Source organism: Rhodococcus sp. NPDC056516 (assembly GCF_042794655.1).
Taxonomy (GTDB): Bacteria; Actinomycetota; Actinomycetes; order Mycobacteriales; family Mycobacteriaceae; genus Rhodococcus_F.
On record NZ_JBHTTG010000002.1, the window covers coordinates 694,688 to 712,377 of the forward strand.

At 61.6% G+C, this 17,690-nt stretch carries 18 protein-coding genes; 10 read left to right on the forward strand and 8 right to left on the reverse strand.

The window, feature by feature from the left end; all coding sequences use genetic code 11:
• Nucleotides 1-20: 20 nt before the first annotated feature.
• The 4 genes from ACFQ6Y_RS08305 to ACFQ6Y_RS08320 form a co-directional block, all read right to left on the reverse strand.
• Nucleotides 21-590, reverse strand: a complete 570-nt coding sequence (locus ACFQ6Y_RS08305; RefSeq protein WP_378630945.1) for an RNA polymerase sigma factor — start codon at nucleotides 588-590, stop codon at nucleotides 21-23.
• Between the two features lie 96 nt (nucleotides 591-686).
• Nucleotides 687-2,198, reverse strand: coding sequence for a cobyric acid synthase (locus ACFQ6Y_RS08310; protein WP_378630947.1), 1,512 nt, complete (start codon nucleotides 2,196-2,198; stop codon nucleotides 687-689).
• 8 nt (nucleotides 2,199-2,206) lie between these two features.
• Nucleotides 2,207-3,064 (reverse strand): type I methionyl aminopeptidase, encoded by an 858-nt coding sequence (gene map / locus ACFQ6Y_RS08315; protein WP_378533654.1) that lies wholly within the window; start codon nucleotides 3,062-3,064, stop codon nucleotides 2,207-2,209.
• 29 nt (nucleotides 3,065-3,093) lie between these two features.
• Nucleotides 3,094-3,831, reverse strand: a complete 738-nt coding sequence (locus ACFQ6Y_RS08320) for a transglutaminase domain-containing protein (protein WP_378630950.1) — start codon at nucleotides 3,829-3,831, stop codon at nucleotides 3,094-3,096.
• A gap of 70 nt (nucleotides 3,832-3,901) precedes the next feature.
• On the opposite strand from ACFQ6Y_RS08320, the gene ACFQ6Y_RS08325 reads away from it, so the two are divergent.
• The 4 genes from ACFQ6Y_RS08325 (at nucleotide 3,902) to ACFQ6Y_RS08340 (ending at nucleotide 6,685) form a co-directional block, all read left to right on the forward strand.
• Nucleotides 3,902-4,252: a DMT family transporter gene (locus ACFQ6Y_RS08325; protein WP_378449492.1), complete on the forward strand. Its 351-nt coding sequence runs from the start codon at nucleotides 3,902-3,904 to the stop codon at nucleotides 4,250-4,252.
• Complete coding sequence (locus ACFQ6Y_RS08330; protein WP_378533660.1) at nucleotides 4,249-4,575, forward strand: DMT family transporter; 327 nt, start codon at nucleotides 4,249-4,251, stop codon at nucleotides 4,573-4,575. The genes ACFQ6Y_RS08325 and ACFQ6Y_RS08330 overlap by 4 nt, the downstream gene beginning before the upstream one ends.
• Before the next feature lie 55 nt (nucleotides 4,576-4,630).
• Nucleotides 4,631-5,467, forward strand: coding sequence for an AraC family transcriptional regulator (locus ACFQ6Y_RS08335; protein ID WP_378630953.1), 837 nt, complete (start codon nucleotides 4,631-4,633; stop codon nucleotides 5,465-5,467).
• A gap of 141 nt (nucleotides 5,468-5,608) precedes the next feature.
• Nucleotides 5,609-6,685 carry an ABC transporter substrate-binding protein gene (locus ACFQ6Y_RS08340; protein WP_378630956.1) on the forward strand — a complete coding sequence of 359 codons (1,077 nt, stop codon included), beginning with the start codon at nucleotides 5,609-5,611 and terminating at the stop codon, nucleotides 6,683-6,685.
• Between the two features lie 17 nt (nucleotides 6,686-6,702).
• Here the strand turns inward: ACFQ6Y_RS08340 and ACFQ6Y_RS08345 are convergent, their stop codons facing one another.
• Entirely contained in the window at nucleotides 6,703-7,296 is a 594-nt protein-coding gene (locus ACFQ6Y_RS08345) for a GNAT family N-acetyltransferase (RefSeq protein WP_378630958.1), read from the reverse strand.
• 162 nt (nucleotides 7,297-7,458) lie between these two features.
• On the opposite strand from ACFQ6Y_RS08345, the gene ACFQ6Y_RS08350 reads away from it, so the two are divergent.
• On the forward strand, nucleotides 7,459-7,857 hold the full coding sequence (locus ACFQ6Y_RS08350; protein WP_378630961.1) for a hypothetical protein: 399 nt from the start codon (nucleotides 7,459-7,461) through the stop codon (nucleotides 7,855-7,857).
• Between the two features lie 78 nt (nucleotides 7,858-7,935).
• Nucleotides 7,936-9,333 (forward strand): hypothetical protein, encoded by a 1,398-nt coding sequence (locus ACFQ6Y_RS08355; RefSeq protein ID WP_378630964.1) that lies wholly within the window; start codon nucleotides 7,936-7,938, stop codon nucleotides 9,331-9,333.
• Here the strand turns inward: ACFQ6Y_RS08355 and ACFQ6Y_RS08360 are convergent.
• Both ACFQ6Y_RS08360 and ACFQ6Y_RS08365 read right to left on the reverse strand, forming a co-directional pair.
• Nucleotides 9,311-9,688 carry an SHOCT domain-containing protein gene (locus ACFQ6Y_RS08360; RefSeq protein WP_378630967.1) on the reverse strand — a complete coding sequence of 126 codons (378 nt, stop codon included), beginning with the start codon at nucleotides 9,686-9,688 and terminating at the stop codon, nucleotides 9,311-9,313. The genes ACFQ6Y_RS08355 and ACFQ6Y_RS08360 overlap by 23 nt on opposite strands.
• Before the next feature lie 130 nt (nucleotides 9,689-9,818).
• Nucleotides 9,819-10,070 carry a three-helix bundle dimerization domain-containing protein gene (locus tag ACFQ6Y_RS08365; protein WP_378630970.1) on the reverse strand — a complete coding sequence of 84 codons (252 nt, stop codon included), beginning with the start codon at nucleotides 10,068-10,070 and terminating at the stop codon, nucleotides 9,819-9,821.
• Nucleotides 10,071-10,242: 172 nt separating this feature from the next.
• On the opposite strand from ACFQ6Y_RS08365, the gene ppk2 reads away from it, so the two are divergent.
• Genes ppk2 through ACFQ6Y_RS08385 form a run of 4 tightly spaced genes read left to right on the forward strand, consistent with a single transcriptional unit; the run spans nucleotide 10,243 to nucleotide 16,586 of the window.
• Nucleotides 10,243-11,091, forward strand: a complete 849-nt coding sequence (gene ppk2 / locus ACFQ6Y_RS08370; protein WP_378630973.1) for a polyphosphate kinase 2 — start codon at nucleotides 10,243-10,245, stop codon at nucleotides 11,089-11,091.
• A gap of 27 nt (nucleotides 11,092-11,118) precedes the next feature.
• A complete protein-coding gene (locus ACFQ6Y_RS08375; protein ID WP_378630975.1) occupies nucleotides 11,119-13,860 on the forward strand; it encodes a cation-translocating P-type ATPase in 2,742 nt (913 codons plus the stop codon).
• An 18-nt stretch (nucleotides 13,861-13,878) separates the two neighbouring features.
• On the forward strand, nucleotides 13,879-15,573 hold the full coding sequence (locus ACFQ6Y_RS08380) for a SulP family inorganic anion transporter (RefSeq protein ID WP_378630978.1): 1,695 nt from the start codon (nucleotides 13,879-13,881) through the stop codon (nucleotides 15,571-15,573).
• A 47-nt stretch (nucleotides 15,574-15,620) separates the two neighbouring features.
• On the forward strand, nucleotides 15,621-16,586 hold the full coding sequence (locus tag ACFQ6Y_RS08385; protein ID WP_378630981.1) for an endonuclease/exonuclease/phosphatase family protein: 966 nt from the start codon (nucleotides 15,621-15,623) through the stop codon (nucleotides 16,584-16,586).
• 37 nt (nucleotides 16,587-16,623) lie between these two features.
• On the opposite strand, the gene ACFQ6Y_RS08390 is transcribed toward ACFQ6Y_RS08385, so the two are convergent.
• Complete coding sequence (locus ACFQ6Y_RS08390; RefSeq protein ID WP_378630984.1) at nucleotides 16,624-17,622, reverse strand: Lrp/AsnC ligand binding domain-containing protein; 999 nt, start codon at nucleotides 17,620-17,622, stop codon at nucleotides 16,624-16,626.
• Nucleotides 17,623-17,690: the final 68 nt, after the last annotated feature.

Consider the following 17,690-nt stretch of genomic DNA (forward strand, 5'->3'; position numbering starts at 1 on the left):
TCCGGCAAACCGGCGAACTGTCATCGCCATCGGTGGAGTGCGGCGCCGAGATTTCTTCTCGCCCGAGTGTGTTGGCCGCGAACCGCGTCCGGGCTCAGTTCCAGAACTGTCGCGATCTGCGGATACGTCATACCCTCCACTTCCCGCAGGACCCAGGCGGCGCGCTGGTGCAGGGGCAGGCGATCGAGTTCGGATTCCAGGGCGTCGAGAAATGCTGTGCCGCATACTTCTTCGCTCGGATCGCGTAATCGGGGATCGACTTCTTCGTGGAGTTCGTCCACGTCGGCGGCGCAGGAGCCGACTTTTCGATAGAAATCCGCGATCTTGCGAGAACAAATCGCGAACAACCACGTCTTGATGCTCGAGCGCCGCTGAAACCCCGGAAGTTGGCGCCACGCGGCAACGCACGTTTCCTGGACGATGTCGTCGACGTCACTCTCGCTCGCGAGCAGTCGACGGGCAAATCGATACAAGTGCGGGCCGTATCGGCGAACGATGACATCGAAGGCTGCGTGATCGCCGAGCATTGCCGAGTCGACCAGCACCTCGTCACTGAAGTCGGCCAGCAAGCCGTCGAATTGATCTGCCACCGCGCACACTCCTACTAGGGAGCCGTCGCGGGAGTGAGGCCTAGCTATTCTACCGCGTCCACGCAGACGTCCACATCGAAGCCTGCGGGAGCGCTCTCAGCCGTCGAGTGCGGAGGCAATGACGGGGAGCCCACGCGGCGCCCCGCCGTTGATCAGTTTCTCGAGCAGATCCTGGTCGAGATGCTGTTCCACCAGGTCGGCAAGCAGGTCGAGTTGTTGCTCGCGCACGGCGGCAACCGAGGTGTCGGGTGCAACAACAAAACCGGTAACCGCGATCTCCCGCAGCAGACTGCGCCGATAGTCGTCACTTTCGAGGAGTCCGTGCCAGTGGGTCCCTCGAACAGACCCTCGCACGCTGCCTTCCGGTGTGCCTTCGGAACCCTCCAACAGTGGACGGTCGCCGTTGCGGACTACCCGGCCGTGATGAATCTCGTACCCGGACACCGAGATACCGTCTGCCGTGCCGGTCACCTGCGCCAGTACCTTGTCGGGCGCGAACTCGATCTCGAGATCCAGCAGTCCGAGTCCCGCCGTGGTACCCGATCCCGATTCGACGTCGTCGACGATAGACTTGGCCAGCATCTGATAGCCACCGCAGATTCCCAGCACTGCCTGCCCGCGACGTGCGCGAGCGATGATCTCGTCGGCCAGACCGGTACTGCGCAACCACTCGAGATCGCTGACAGTGGACTTGCTCCCCGGAATCACCACGAGGTCCGCGTCACGAATACGCGCCGCGTCGGTCACCCACGAAACTGCCACGCCCGGTTCACATGCCAGTGCCTCGACATCCGTCGAATTGGAGATCCTCGGCAGCCGGATCGCGGCGATGCTCAACCACCGATCCCCCAGACGCGGACGCGGTCGGCCGACGGGAGCATTCCCGGTCACCCCCAACGAGTCTTCGGCATCGAGCCAGAGGTCGTCGGCAAAGGGAATCACGCCGAGTGTCGGCCGACCGGTGAGGCTGTGCAGTTGTTCGAGGCCGGGTTCCAACAGGCCAACGTCGCCGCGGAATTTGTTGATCACGAACCCGGCGATCAACGACTGATCGCTCGGCGAGAGCACCGCTACGGTGCCGAAAAGATGGGCCAGAACGCCGCCGCGATCGATGTCACCGACGACGATGACCGGAATCCGTGCGGCCTCTGCCAACCCCATGTTGGCAAGATCCGTTGCGCGTAGGTTGATTTCGGCCGGTGAACCGGCGCCTTCACAGATCACGACGTCGAACTCGGATCGAAGCGATTCGAGATCCTCGGCCACGACTCCTCGAAGCCACTGGCGATGCTGCATGTAGTCGCGAGCACCCACTGTGGTCGTCGCCTTGCCCCGAACGACAAGCTGCGACGTCCGGTCACTGCCCGGCTTGAGCAGCACCGGATTGAATCGAACACTCGGTTCGAGCCCGCACGCCCGTGCCTGAAGGGCCTGCGCACGGCCGATCTCTCCGCCGTCGAGCGTGACGACGGAATTGTTCGACATGTTCTGTGCTTTGAAGGGCGCCACTCGGACGCCTCGACGCGCCAACATGCGACACAATCCGGCCACCAGAACGCTCTTGCCGGCGTCGGACGTTGTGCCCGCTACCAGCAGAGCGCCATGCATCTCCGAACTCAAGGCAGGGTGAGAATCTCTGCACCGCTCTCGGTGACCACCAGGGTGTGCTCGAACTGTGCCGTCCACTTGCGATCCTTGGTGACGACGGTCCAGCCGTCCTCCCAGATCTCGTAGTCGATACCACCGAGGTTGATCATCGGTTCGATCGTGAAGACCATGCCCGGTTCGATGATGGTCTCGACCGCGGGCTCGTCGTAGTGCAGGATCACGAGACCGTTGTGGAAGGTCTCGCCGATTCCGTGCCCGGTGAAGTCCCGTACGACGCCGTACCCGAATCGGTGGGCGTACGACTCGATGACGCGTCCGATTACGTTGAGCGCGCGGCCGGGCTTGACGGCTTTGATGGCTCGCATCGTTGCCTCGTGGGTGCGCTCGACGAGCAAGCGGTTCTCCTCGGACACATCACCGGCAAGGAACGTCGCGTTGGTGTCCCCGTGTACCCCGTTGATGTACGCGGTGACGTCGATGTTGACGATGTCGCCGTCCTGGATCACGGTCGAGTCCGGGATTCCGTGGCAGATCACCTCGTTGAGGGACGTGCAGCACGACTTGGGAAAGCTCTTGTAGCCCAACGTCGACGGGTAGGCGCCGTGGTCGAGCATGAACTCGTGTGCGATGCGGTCGAGCTCGTCGGTCGTGGTACCGGGAGCCACCGCCTTGCCGGCTTCCTGGAGTGCGCCTGCGGCGATCTTGCTGGCGATGCGCATCGCCTCGATCGTCTCCGGCGTCTGAACCCAGGGCTCGTTGCCCTCTTTGGCGGTCGGCTTCCACGCGTACTCGGGCCGCTCGATCTTCGAGGGCACTGCGAGGACGGGAGAGACGGTTCCAGGGACCAATGGGGTGCGCACAGACATGCAGAACAGCCTAGACCTCGCGTCGCACGTCAGCCGGATGCACTCCAGTTCCGGAAAGCAGGATCGAGCAGGACCCTGACGGGGGTCGACATCGTCTGTCCGAATTTCTCGAAGAGTTCGTCACGGGATTCGAAGGTGCCCAGATCACGGTCGACGAATTCGGAGAAGTCCAAGCAATCACATGAAACCGACTTACCCCAACTGATCGGAGCACGTCCGATCGCGTCGAACAGAGTTTCCTCGCCGGCGTTCGTGAATGGTTCGACAGATGAGACCGCAGAGACTTCTGGAAGGGCCGGGAGTGAAACGATCTCGGAGATATCCCGCCAGCGTTCGTCGACCAGGAATTCCGGCCAGGCCAGCAGCACTGATTTCGGAATCACCGCATGTAGATGCCGAAATCGTGGATACCAGAACTCCCCACGGAGTACGAGACCGCGCACTCGGGTGGCGATACCGCGGCGGCGAGCCAACGCTTCGACGACGGCAAGTCTCTGACTGCACGATCCGCGTCGTCGACTCAATGTCACCGACACGGGTTGCCGGTCGTCGAGCCCGTAGACCGCCCGAATCCTTGCGCCGACGCTGCGATGCGCCGACACCAAGAACTCCTGCGCGGACTGAATTGCACCTCCCGCAATGTCGTCGTAGAGGCGGGCCACGTCGTCGTTGCCCCAGTCGAGAATCGGCGTCGCGGCTACATCGCCACCCGACGCGTCGTGGCGGATGTCACCGTCGCGGATCCCGCCGAGCAGCACGCACGTCATGGCTCGACCGTAGTGTGCGACCGGAACCAGTGCGCGCCCGGAATCCGTCGAGCCTGACAGAATCCGACCCGTGAAGAAATGGCTGCTGTTGATCTCCGCGATCCTGACCGAGGTGTCTGCGACCCTGTCGTTGCGCGCGGCCCTCGATCACCCCGCCTGGTACGTCGTGGTCGTCGCCGGATATCTGGCGGCGTTCACCGCTTTGTCGTTCGTCCTGCGAGAGGGCATGGGACTCGGTGTTGCATACGGAATCTGGGGCGCAACTGGTGTCGTCCTGACAGCGGTGTTCGCGACTGCCCTTTTCGGGGATCCTCTGACGGCCACCATGGGCGTTGGGATTGCATTGGTCATCGGCGGAGTGCTGTGCGTCGAACTCGGCTCTCAGGCAGCTGCCGACAGCGGACCGGCGGACCCGGCATGACCTTCGTGTTTCTGATCGCTGCGATTATTTCCGAGGTCACCGCAACACTCTCACTGAGGATGGCGTCGCAGGACGGCAGCGACAAGCGTTGGCTTGCAGTAGTCACCGTGGGGTATCTCGCCGCTTTTGCCTTCCTCACACTCGCACTCGACGCGGGCCTGACGATCGGCGTTGCGTACGGAATCTGGACCGCGTGCGGGGTGGCGCTGACCGCAATCGCATCCCGCATTCTCTTTCGCGAACCGCTGACCAAACTGATGATCGTAGGGATCTGTCTCATCGCCGCAGGCGTGCTTCTCATCGAACTCGGAGCGGGTCACTGAGCCCAGCACATTTCAGTGTAAGGTTTACCTAACTTTGCTCTGGAGGTAGTCCGCGGTGCTGATCCCTGCCCTTCGTGAAATCGACGACGGTCCACACCTGGACGACGGTCCCCACGTGCGGGAAACCGACCGCCACACTCCGATGGCGCGTGCCGTCCCGGCGCCATTTCAACTGACGACGTACATCGTCGAGACCGACCACATCACCCGGTGGCCACAGCACGCTCATGCCGAGCACGAACTGATCTGGTCCGATCGGGGCGTCGTCAACATGATCATCGACAATCAACTCTGGACCGTCACGCCCGGCGTCGGCCTGTGGATCCCTCGCGGAGTCCTCCACGAAGGTCAGGCCAATCCCCACGTCGCATTCCGTGCCACCCTCTTCACGCCCGAGTTGTGGACTCCCGCCTGGAACGAACCGTGCATCGTGACGTTGAGTGAAGCGGCCCGGGTACTGCTCATCCACCTCGCGCACACCGGAATGCCTGCCGAACAACGCCTTCGGGCGCAGCAGGTCTGCGTCGATCTCCTCACTCCCGCATCGGCTCCGCATTTCGACGTGCCGATCCCCCGCGATCCGCGGCTACGGATACTCGTCGACAAGGTGCTGTCGGACCCCGCCGACGATCGATCACTCGATCAGTGGGCGCACGTTCTCAGCCTCAGCCGACGCACGGTCACCAGGATTTTTGCCGCGGAACTCGCCCTGAGTTTTGCGCAGTGGCGCACTCTGGTTCGCATGAGCACAGCCCTCGGCATGCTCGGGACCGGGATGAGTGTGAACTCCGTGAGCCGTCGAGTCGGGTATGGGACGTCGAGCTCCTTCATCGCTGCGTTTCGTAAGACGGTCGGCTACACCCCCGGCAATGCCCTCGCCTCCGTCAATTGACTCGAGCCTGACCTGTTGTCGACATCTGCTGGCCCCTTCGCTACACGAACGCGCCTTACATTCGCTTAGGTAAGCCTGCTCTCATATGCACCTGCGATGAGTCGTGCAAGCACTTCCCCGATCAATCCCGAGGAGTTTCGCGTGTTCAGATCTGCCCGTCAGAGAATTCGTCCCCAGCGGAGGCGAAAAATCGTTGTTGCGCTGATGCTGGCGGCGGCACTGCCTCTGACCGCCTGCACACAGTCGTCATCGGACGCCCAGGAGAATAGTCCGTCGGCATCCGCCGTCGAGGACGGCGCATTTCCCGTCTCGATCAAACACGCATTCGGCGAGACCACCATCGACAAGGAACCGACACGGATCCTCACCCTCGATTCCGCGGCGGCAGACACCGTCATCGCCCTCGGCGTCACCCCGATCGCGATGCAGAAGGACTCGTGGGCCGGCGACGCCGACGGGTTCCTGCCGTGGACGCGGGCCGAACTCGAAAAGTCAGGCCAGACGCTGCCCACCCCCGCGCCGTACTACTCCGACAGCGGTGAGCTTCTGTTCGAGCAGATTCTCAATGCCGCGCCCGATCTGATTCTTGCCCCGTACTCGGGCTTCTCCGAGCAGGATTACCAGCGGCTGAGCTCGATCGCACCTACCCTTCCCTACGACACCAAGCCGTATCAGCCGAGCTCGTGGCAAAACCTCGCCACCGATGTGGGCAAGGCCCTCGGCCGTCCCGCTCAGACCGCGGCGCTGATCAAGTCGGTTGAGGAAACGGTTCAGGAGTCGAAGGCGAGCCATCCGGAATTCAACGGAGTCACCTTTGCCTTCGGGTCCTATATCCGCGAAGGAGAAACCGAAACCGCCATCTACGGCCCGGACGATCCACGCGTCAAGTTTGTCGAAAACCTCGGGCTCACAGTCGCTCCCGACGTGGTCAACGGTGCCAAGAACTTCGCCGGTGACTCGTTCTTGTTCGGCATCAGCATGGAGAAGCTCGACACGATCAACACCGACGTTTATCTCGGCTGGGCAAGCGATCAGTCGGAGGTCGACAGCACGTTGGCCAACACTCTGTTCGCACGGTGGCCGGTCATCGCCAACGGAAAAGACTTGTGGATCACCGACAATCGCCTGACGGCCGCGACCATGTACGTCAGTGTTCTGAGCGTCCCGTGGGCAACCGACCAGCTGGTCCCCCAGTTGACCGAACTGGTTGCGAAGTAGCAGCTCGACCCTCCTGATCAGAGATTTGAAGGCCACTCACTGCGCAGCGTTGCAAAAACCACAGTGTCGGTCCACTCGTTCTTGATCCACGCGTTCTGCCGAAAATGCGCCTCTCGCCGCATCCCGATTCGCCGCGCGAGTCGTGCCGAGGATTCGTTTCTCGCATCCATCTGCGCGACCACACGGCGTAATCGGGGTGTTGCGAACACCAGGTCGATCAGAGCGGTCACAGCTTCCGTCGCGAATCCTCGGCCGCCGAAGTCGGGCGAGAATGCCCACCCGACTTCAGCCGTGTGCGCGGTTTCGGCTGTGCAACCCGATTCCTCGACTAGCCAGGCATTCACACTTCCGACAACCATGCCGTCACTTTCAACGACAAGTGCTACCGCTCCGGCAGCAAGGTCACGACGAGAGATCCTGCTCTGCACAGCCTCTCGAGCCTCCGCGAGATCCCAGGGATCGTTCAGCAAATACCGGCATACGTCGCTGCGCCCGTAGAAGGTGAGGAGATCCCGGTGATCGCCTGGACGGTAGGTACGAAGCACCAACCGATCCGTCCGAATCATTTCCGGTGCAGTCGTCGTCGCCTCACCTACGTCCGCCATATCCATGCCGACACGGTAGGTTCTTTCGAATTCGTAGGCGAATGAATATCGCAATGCCGTGCAGCGCTCAATGTTTGATTTGCCCTCCGACGGGCTACTTCACCACCGTAAAAGGTCGGAATACGGAGTTATGCCAGGCAATTTCGCACTTGAAATCTAGGGGCGGTCATGTCCGAGGATTCACTGGTCAAGCAGGGTGTAGCAAAAGGAAGCGCCCTGGGCGGAGCGGTTCTCCTCGTCACTGTCGGTGTGCTCGAAATTCTCCAAGGCATCTCGGCGATATCCGAGGACGACGTTATTGTCGTCGGCCCTGAATACGCGTACCAATTCGACCTCACCTCCTGGGGATGGATTCACCTCACACTCGGCGTGCTCGTCACCGCTGTCGGAATCATGCTCTTCACCGGCGCGACGTGGGCACGGGTAGGCGCGATAATCTTCTGTTCGCTGTCGATCCTCGCGAATTTCCTGTGGCTACCCCACTCGCCGTGGTGGTCCATCACCATCATCGCGCTCGACGTGTTCGTCATCTGGGCTGTCGCGACATGGAATCCCGACGTGATCTGAGGCCACACCTTCGGTTCCACCCCTCGAGTTCAACGTTTTCATCTGTGCGGCAGCAGTTTCCCTCCGGAGAGGAACACGATGGCAAACGGCACGAGCGACGGCCCACTCCACGAGGACGAACGTGCCGAACTAGCCCGGTTACGCGAAGAAGTAACAACACTTCGCGAGCAGACTCCCAGCGCCCGCGAAACGACCGTCGAGAAAGTCTCCCGACCACCTCGACACGGGCTGCGGTGGACCGCGGTGACAATCCTGCTGGTGCTGGTGGCACTACTCGCAGTCTTGTCGGTAACCACCCGCTTCGTCCGAAGTCAGATCCTCGACACCGACCGCTACGTCAGCACGGTAGCGCCGCTGGGTGAGAATCCAGCCGTGCAAGCGGAGATCACGAATCAAGTCACGGACGAGATCTTCGATCGCGTCGACGTCGAGGGGCTCACCACCGAGGCACTCACCGCATTGACGGACGTTTCAAATCTCGCAGCCAACGCTCCTCGCGTGGACCAGGCATTGGTGGGTTTGGCACCGGTGATCGCCGGCCAGGCGAAGAGTTTCGTCCACGACACAGTGCGCTCGCTCATACAGACGCAGCAGTTCGAAGACCTGTGGATTCAAGCCAACCGAGCGGCGCACAACTCTCTCGTCGCAGTCATGACCGGAAACTACGGCCCCGACTCCGTCGAGGTCGACCAGAGCGGAACCGTCAGCATTTCACTGAGCACGATCATCGACCGGGTGAAAACGGCCTTGACCGACCGCGGCTTCGCTTTTGCAGACAAAATCCCCTCCGTGGACAAGGAATTTGTACTCTTCCAGTCCCCCGAACTGGTGAAGGCCCAGCGAGCTGTCTCGGCACTCGACAAAGTGTCTTCGGTGTTACCATGGCTGGGAATCGCCTGCGCCGCAACCGCAGTCGCCGTTGCCCCCAGCGGTCGAAGGCTCCGTGCACTGTCCCTGGTCGGCCTGTCGATCGCCTTGGGAATGCTTGTTCTCGCGATCGGAATTCTGATCGGGCGTGCAATCTACCTCGACAGTGTCCCCACCGACATTCTCTCGCCCGACGCCGCCACAGCGGTCATCGACACTGTTCTGGTGCCGCTGCGGACGAGCCTGCGCGCGGTTGCGGTCCTCGGCGTGGTGGTGGGACTCGGCGCCTACCTCGTCGGTGGGTCGTCGTCGGCGATCGCGGTTCGTCGAGGCTACGGGCAGGCGTTGGACTTCGTCCGCCATTCTGCAAGCGGCCGTAGGCCGAATCAGGTCGAGCGATGGGCCAATCAGCTTCGTGTTCCGCTGCGCTGCACAATCATCGGCATCGCCGCACTGTTGCTGCTTTTCTGGCGCTACCCCACCGGATTGGTCGTGGGCTGGATCGTCGTGATTGCCTTGGTCGCACTCGTCGCACTGGAAGTGCTGGTTCGTCCTGCCCGCGCTGCCGCACAGGAAAACGAGAAAACTACGCCAGCGCCTTTGCCTTGATGGCCTGGAATTCCTGTTCGTTGATCGCGCCGGAGTCGAGAAACTCTCTGGCGTCGGCGATCTGCTGAGTCGGAGATTTGCCGGCGACGGTTCGGATGTAGTCACTTTGCGCGTGTATGTGCTGTTGGGCGGCCTCCATCGACCGCCTCGTCATTCCGTCATTCTTCACGACCACGTAGATCATCGCGGACAAGAATGGAATGACGAAGAGGAAAATCATCCATAAAGCTTTGGCCCAGCCCGAAGTCTCGTGATCACGGAACAAGTCGGTGATGATCGAGAACAGCACACTCAAGTAGGCCACAAACGCAAAGCAAACGAAGATGAACCAGAAGAATTCCCAGAAGCCTTCCATGTCAACGCTCCCTGTACTCGGTTTCCATATAAGGAGTCGGGAGACTGACGTTCCGCGCCTGAAATCCGCATGCGGCCAGAACTCCCTGGTCCAAGGTCATTTCAGTATGCGCCGACGACGTCCGTTCCGGCTACAGCGCGAGTGAGTTGAGGCTCGCCGACCGCTCATCCAGTATCGGAATCACGATTCTCCTGTTCAAGATCTCTTGTGTGGCCGCCTTTTCGACGAGGAGAGGTACGAAGTCACGGATCCGACAGCCGACAAAGCGCTCGTGAATTTTGCGCACTCTGGCTTCGATCTCCGCTGGCGAAACGGCGGGATAGCGGGAAATCAGGCGAGTGATCACCCGCTCGACGTGGAGCAACTCTTCGTCGCCAGTCATCCATTGATGGTCGTCCGTCCAGACGAGCACGTCAAGGCTCGAAACAGGTTCGAAAACAACACGATTCGGGTCTCGATCACGGGGAGAATAGGTTGACCGAATACGGGGCATACACATACGAGCGGACGATCCCCGCACGCTCACGATGCGCTCACGATGGCAGGGAGTCGAAGTGGGAAAGAACGCTCGGACTCGCCGCGACGACACGGCGTCGATTCTTCACGACGACGCGGCACCCGTCGCAGAAAAGCCGATGAAGAACAAGGCGTACCGCCGCGAACTCAAGCCATTGCACGGCGAACTCGTGGCTTTGCAGGAGTGGGTCAAATCGTCTGGCGCCAAGGTCTGCGTCGTGTTCGAGGGCCGCGATACCGCGGGGAAGGGCGGTGTCATCAAGGCCATCACCGAGCGCGTGAGTCCGCGAGCATTCCGGGTCGTTGCGCTGCCCGCCCCGACCGAACGCGAACACTCGCAGATGTACGTCCAGCGTTACGTTCCGCATCTTCCGGCGGCTGGTGAGATCGTCATCTTCGACCGAAGTTGGTACAACCGTGCCGGTGTCGAACGGGTGATGGGCTTTTGCACCGAAGAACAGGCACATCAGTTTCTCCAGCTCATTCCGACCGTCGAGCGCGCGATCGTGGAATCCGGCGTCATTCTGCTCAAGTACTGGCTCGAGGTCAGCGAAGAGCAGCAGCTTCTGCGTTTGCAAAGCCGAATCGACGACCCTCGAAAGATCTGGAAGCTGTCAGATCTGGATCTGAAGTCGTTCAGTCATTGGTACGACTACTCGCGTGCCCGCGACGAGATGTTTCGCTTCACCGACACCGGCTGGGCACCTTGGTATGTCGCGAACAACGACGACAAGAAACGCGGGCGACTCAACATCATCAGCCACATTCTGAGTCAGATCCCTTACGAACCGTTGCAATCGACTGACATCACGTTGCCGAAGCGGCAGAAGGCCCACGGCTACCAGGCGCCCAAACAACCGCTGCACTGGATTCCGACCCGGTATTGACGATCGCCAAGGAAAGGACGTGCGGTCATGAGCCCCACGCCGTGGCATGCGCAGAGCGGCGAGTCAGTCGTGTCCGCACTGCAGTCGGACCAGGAGCGCGGGCTGCAATCGGCTGAGGCCGACCAGCGCCGACGACGATACGGTTCGAACGAAATCACGTCGACACCACCTCCGTCGACGTGGTCGATCGCGCTGTTACAACTGAAAGATCCGATGAACTTGATGCTGGTCGCCGTTGCTGCGGTCAGCATCGCCATCGGTGAAGTACCGACAGCAATCGTGGTGGCCGTGCTCGTCGTGCTCAACATCGTCCTCGGAACTCGACAAGAGTTGAAGGCGCGGGCCAGCGTCGACGCGCTCGCCAAGATGCAGACACCTCGAGCGCGGGTCATTCGTGACGGGAACCTGATTGAGCTCGACGCTACCGAACTGGTGCCGGGTGACGTCGTCCAAGTCGAGGCGGGAGACATCATCGCCGCCGATGGACGGTTGCTCGCGTCGACCACCCTGGAGACGCAAGAAGCCGCACTGACCGGTGAAAGCGCACCGATCCCGAAGGACCCGAAAACGCTGAGCAATCAGAATATTCCTCTCGGAGACCGGAGCAATCTGGTGTTCCAGAACACCTCGGTCACTCGCGGCACGGCAACCATGGTGGTCACCGAGACCGGGATGCAGACGCAGATCGGCCAGATAGCGTCGATGTTGTCGGCGGTCGCCCCGGGAAAGTCGCCGCTGCAACGAGAATTGGACTCTCTCACAAAACTTCTGGGGATCATCGCGTGGACGGCGGTGATCGTCATCGTCGTCATCGGACTGATTCGCGGGCAGGATCTGACAACGCTTCTGCTGCTCGGTATCGCAATGGGGGTCTCTGCAATACCGACCGGCTTACCAACTTTCGTTCAGGCGATGCTGGCGTACGGTGCCCGTCAACTGGCAGACGCCAAGGCAGTCGTGAAGAACCTGACCGATGTCGAGACACTCGGCGCGACCAGTGCGATCAACTCGGACAAGACCGGCACGTTGACCATGAACCAGATGACCGTGCGATCGCTGTACGTCCACGGCCGGTGGTACACGGTCGACGGCGAAGGTTACGCCAAGACCGGAAGGATCACGCAGGTTGCCGGCGAGGCACCACCCGACTTCACGCTCCTCGCCTACGGGTTGTGCCTCGACAGCGATGCAACGGTTTCCGATTCCGGAGAGGTTGTCGGCGACCCGACCGAGGCCGCACTTGTGGTGCTCGCGGCGAAGATCGGTGCGGACGCCCCACTCACCAGACGGACTTATCCGCGAGTCGCAACGGTTCCGTTCGATTCCGCGTACAAGTTCATGGCGACGTACCACCATCTCGAAGTCGACGGCGAAAGTCAGTTCGTCGAACTGGTCAAAGGCGGGCCTGACGTCGTCCTCGCTCGGTGTGGTTCGGCCTTCCTCCCCGGCCGTCGACCGGTACCGATCGACGAAGTCCGTGACGAGCTGACGGCAGCAAATCAGTCCATGTCCGAGAAGGGTCTTCGGGTGCTGGCTTTCGCTGTCAGACGACTCGACGGACGGGAAGAAGCCGTCGTGGCGGACCCCATGTCCTTTGTCGAGGACCTGACGTTTGTCGGCATGGCAGGCATCATCGACCCGCTGCGGCCGGAGGCAGTCGATTCGGTGCGCACCGCGCACCGCGCCGGCATCGAGGTCCGCATGATCACCGGCGACCATGCCGTCACCGCCGCCGCAATCGGTGCCGAACTCGGGCTCGGCCCGGGTTCCGTGAGCGGAAGCGATGTGCAAGCAATGACCGACGACGAACTGTCGACCGCATTGCCGAACCTGCACGTGTTCGGCCGAGTCACCCCGCAGGACAAACTTCGATTGGTCGATGTCATGCAGCGCAGTGGCGCCGTCGTCGCGATGACCGGCGATGCCGTCAACGATGCCGCCGCGTTGAAGAAGGCAGACATCGGCGTCGCCATGGGCTCTGGCAGCGAAGTGACCAAACAGGCGGGCAAGATGGTGCTCACCGACGACAACTTCGGAACACTCATCACTGCGATCACTTTGGGCCGCAACATCTACGGGAAGATCGTCTCGTACATCCGCTATCAGATGTCGAAGCTCTTCTCGTTGGTCCTCCTCTTCCTCGCTGCCAGCATCTTCAACATCAACGAGGGTGTCGCGCTGACGCCGCTGATGGTGCTGTTCCAGCACTTCTTCATTACTCTGTTCCCCGTCGCCGTGATCATGCTCGACCCGCCGCCTCCGGATCTGATGAACAAGCCGCCACGTGATCCCAAGATGCCGATCGCACATCGAAGCGCGGTCGCGCAGTGGCTCGCGTACGGGGTCCTGCAATTTGCCGTGACCCTCGCGGCGATGCTTCTCGCACCGGGTGAAATGAGCACTACCGAAGCGAACGTCCCCATGACCACCGCATTCGTCGTCCTTTCTCTCGGTTCCATATTCGCGGGGTTGACCATGCGGCGCGATCCCGAGTCAGGTCTCGTTCCGCCGGTTCTCGGTGCTGTCAAGATCTTGACGATTCCCACGGTCGTCACCGTGTTTGCCGTTGAGGCGGGTGTCCTCCAGGACCTCCTCATGACCACCTCACTGACCGGCGCCCAATGGCTCGCCTGCCTCGGATGGTCGCTCGTCATCCCGGTTGTCGTCGAGTTGGAGAAGGCGATCCGACGCCGCCGCCTCGCGCAGCGACCTGTCCCGATGCCCGCGGCCGCTGCGGTTGCCCCCGAACGCGCGCGTGTACGCCGCTGAGGGAGGGACAATCACACGATGATGTGGGCGGAGAGTCTAGGTCGGCTACCGGGCATCGCGACTGCCCGCGGGTATCGCCGCGAATGGCTGCGAACAGACATCACTGCCGGACTTGTCTTGACGGCATTGCTGATCCCGGCAGGTATGGGCTACGCCGAAGCCGCCGGACTGCCCGCGTACGCCGGGCTGTACGCCACCATTGTGCCGCTGCTCGCGTACGCGCTGGTCGGACCGTCGAAAATTCTTGTGCTCGGACCTGATTCGTCGCTGGCACCGCTGATCGCCGCCGCGGTCATACCGCTGGCTGTGGTCGGCGATTCGGAGAACGCGCTTGCACTCGCCGGGGTTCTCGCCATTCTTGTCGGACTCATCCTCGTGATCGGCGGATTCCTTCGTCTGGGCTTCGTGACCGAACTCCTCTCGAAACCGATCCGCCTCGGTTACCTCAACGCCATCGCAGTCGTTGTCGTGGTAGGTCAGATTCCCAAGCTGCTCGGATTCTCGGTCGACGCCTCGGGCCTCCTCGGTGAAATCGGTGAAATCGGGAAGGCCCTGATCGGTGGCGATGTCGACCCACTCGCTGCGGCCATCGGTGTCGGCTCACTCGTTGTCATAGTCGCCTTCCGACTCTGGGTACCTGTTGTGCCCGGCGTGCTGGTGGCCGTTGTCGCGGCAATAGTCTTATCCGCCGTCGCCGGTCTCACCGATGACATCGGCATGGTGGGAGCATTGCCGGAAGGACTTCCCCTCCCCTCTGTCGGCGGAGTCACCTGGCAGGACGTCGGCCATCTGATCGGGCCGGCGGCCGGTATCGCATTGATTGCCTTTGCCGACACCGGCGTTCTCTCGCGCACCTTCGCCGCACGACACGGCGAGGACGTGAACGGCAGTACCGAAATGAAGGCAATCGGTGTCGCGAACGTGGCCGGCGGTCTCTTCGGCGGATTCCCCATCTCGGCGAGCGGGTCACGAACTCCGGTAGCCGAACAGAGCGGGGCGCATACGCAATTGGCCGGCGTCGTCGGGGCGCTCGCGGTACTGGTTTTTGTGCTCGTTGCTCCCGGACTCACGGCCTATCTGCCCGATGCGACACTGGCCGCTGTCGTCATCGTCGCCGCGTGTGCGCTGATCGACGTGCGCGGCATGGTTCGAATGTGGCGGATGAGCACTGTCGAATTCGGCCTCGCTGTCGCGGCATTCCTGGGGGTCGCGCTGGTCGGCGTGCTTCAAGGCATCCTGGTTGCGATCGGACTGTCCTTCGCGGCAGTCATCGCGCAGGTGTGGCAACCGCACAGAACCGAACTCGTCGAAACCGGTGAGCTGGCCGGCTTCCACGACGTCGAACGCCATCCAGATGGGCATCGCATCCCCGGGTTGGTGTTGGTGAGGTTCGACGCTCCACTCTTCTTCGCGAACGGCGAGATCTTCGACGAGTACGTTCGCTCCGTCGTCGCCAAGGCGCCGGACCCGGTCGAGTGGGTGGTGATTGCCGCCGAACCGATCACCGGACTCGATACCACGGCTGTCGACGAACTCGTCGATCTGGATACATTCCTCGAAGGCAAAGGAATTCGATTGGCGTTCGCGGAGATGAAAGGTCCGATCAAGGATCGACTCATCCGATTCGGCGTCGGGGATCGGTTCGATTCGACGCATTTTTTCCCGACACTCGAGGCTGCCGTGAGCGCATTCTGCGCCAGGAACAGCGACTGACTGCACGACGAAGTTGGGAGCATCGGTCGTTTTGGGTACCGTTCGGTATGGGATTCACGACGGACAATGTTCCGGCACGCCGTATCGCTCAGGTCGCCGGTGTGGGCGGCATTGCCGTCGGCGTTGTCGCGCTGATCGCGTTGTACTCCTCCAAACCGATCAACCCGTTGATCGCCGCGGCCTCTTTCGTCCCGATTCTGCTTGCAGTCACGCTCGTCGCATCTTTGATCTGCCTGGCCTTTCGGCGCTGGATCCTCCTGGCGATCTCGGTTGCGCTCATAGCGATCGGCGCTTCGGTGATCAGCCCGTTGTACGTCGCGAACGGTTCCGAAATCGACGGGCCGTCCCTGCGGGTGATGCAGGCGAATCTTCTGTTCGGACAAGCAGACCCTGCCAGTTTGACCGCGACGGTGCGCGAGAAGGCAGTCGACGTCCTGACAGTTCAGGAACTGACCGAATCACTCGAAGGATCCCTGCGAGATCAGGGCCTCGAACAACTATTGCCGTACCGCTTCTTGATGCCGGACAACGCCGGCGGCGGTGGAGCAGGGATTTACAGCCGCTTCCCGCTGACGGATACGCGAGAGCTGAACGGCTTCGGACCCACGAATCTGGTTGCAACAGTGGGTTTCTCCACCCCGTTCACGCTTCTGGCGGTGCACCCCGGACCGGCGTACGTGACCCCGCCCGACGTGTGGACTGCCGAGCTGAGCACTCTCCGGAACGCGCTCGACGCCGCTGCCGCCGAGGACACCGTCATCGTCAGTGGTGACTTCAATACGACTTTCATGCACAAACAATTCCGAGACCTCCTCGACGTCGGCTACTCCGACGCCGCAGACCAATTGGGCGTCGGCATCGTTCCCACCTACCCCGCTGACAAGCGGTTCCCTGCGATAGTCGGCATCGACCACGTAGTTCTGCGCGGCGCACAGGCGAAGTCGCTCGAGCGAATCCAGATCGAAGGTTCCGATCACCACGGCTTGATCGTCGACGTGACCATCCCCGAGTAGGCAGGGAGCATCCCGCCACGCACGAACACGGTGCAACTCACCCGTGCCTTGGCATGCTCCGACCCGACACATCTATCGTCCGATGGAGGTGATGCGGCGTGCGCAGGACTATCGATCGGTCTACCACGGATACGCCCGGGAACTGTTCGGCGAGATAACCTTCCAAACGCTGCACGTCGTCGATCGAGCGAAGCCACACTGCCAGTGCGATGTCGTAGCTGCCGATAGTCGAAGCAACAAGCCTCGCTTCTCGCAGGTGCGCAAGGCGCTGGGCAATTGCCTCCTTTCGCGCGTCGAGACGTAAGAAGTACCAGGCATAGACCGGCCAGCCGGAGTATGGCCGCGCAATCTCCGTGCGGACGACCAGTCGCCCAGTCGACAGCTCATGCGACAAGAGCGCCCCGGCGCGAGCCGCTGTCACTCCGAGCACTGCGGCGAGGGCAGAGATAGTAATTCGTGGTTCACGAGAAAGGATCTCGAACAGCTGCGACTGTTCTTCTTCGCTGGCGCGAACACCGCGAATCTTCGACGGCGGGGTCGACTCGAGCGCGGCAACTTCGTCCGCGTCGAGAGCACGTAAACGCCAGTTTCGGGCGTCGGAGTTCGCCGAGGACACGATCTGTGTTCGCATCGCGGTGATCATCGGCAGCGATTGTGTTCGCTCCAAGACGTACCGGGACAATTGGTCGAGGTCAGTACACGTGAGGGTGACGAACAGATCCCGATTGCCAGTTGTGAGATCGACTGTGAGTACTTCGGGATCGTGTGCGATCTGTTCGGCAACGCGCAGGGTCTGCGCCGGAGCGCATTCGATCTCGAGAAGTGCGGTCGCCGACACGATGGAGGCCCCACGGTAGGCAGCGATCCAGGCAATCCCTTGCGAGTGAAGGCGCTCCCAACGCCTGGTCAGCGTGACCGGATCGGAACCAATGGCGCGCGAAAGCTCGGACCACGACGCTCGCGGCCGGATCTGCAATGCGTTCAACAGTCGAAGATCTTCGTCCTTGAGCATCTGATCCTGCACCGGGGACCTCACTTTCAGAAAAATCCTGCACCGAAACAGGATCGAAACGCGTTGATCCTAACTTCATGACATCAATATTC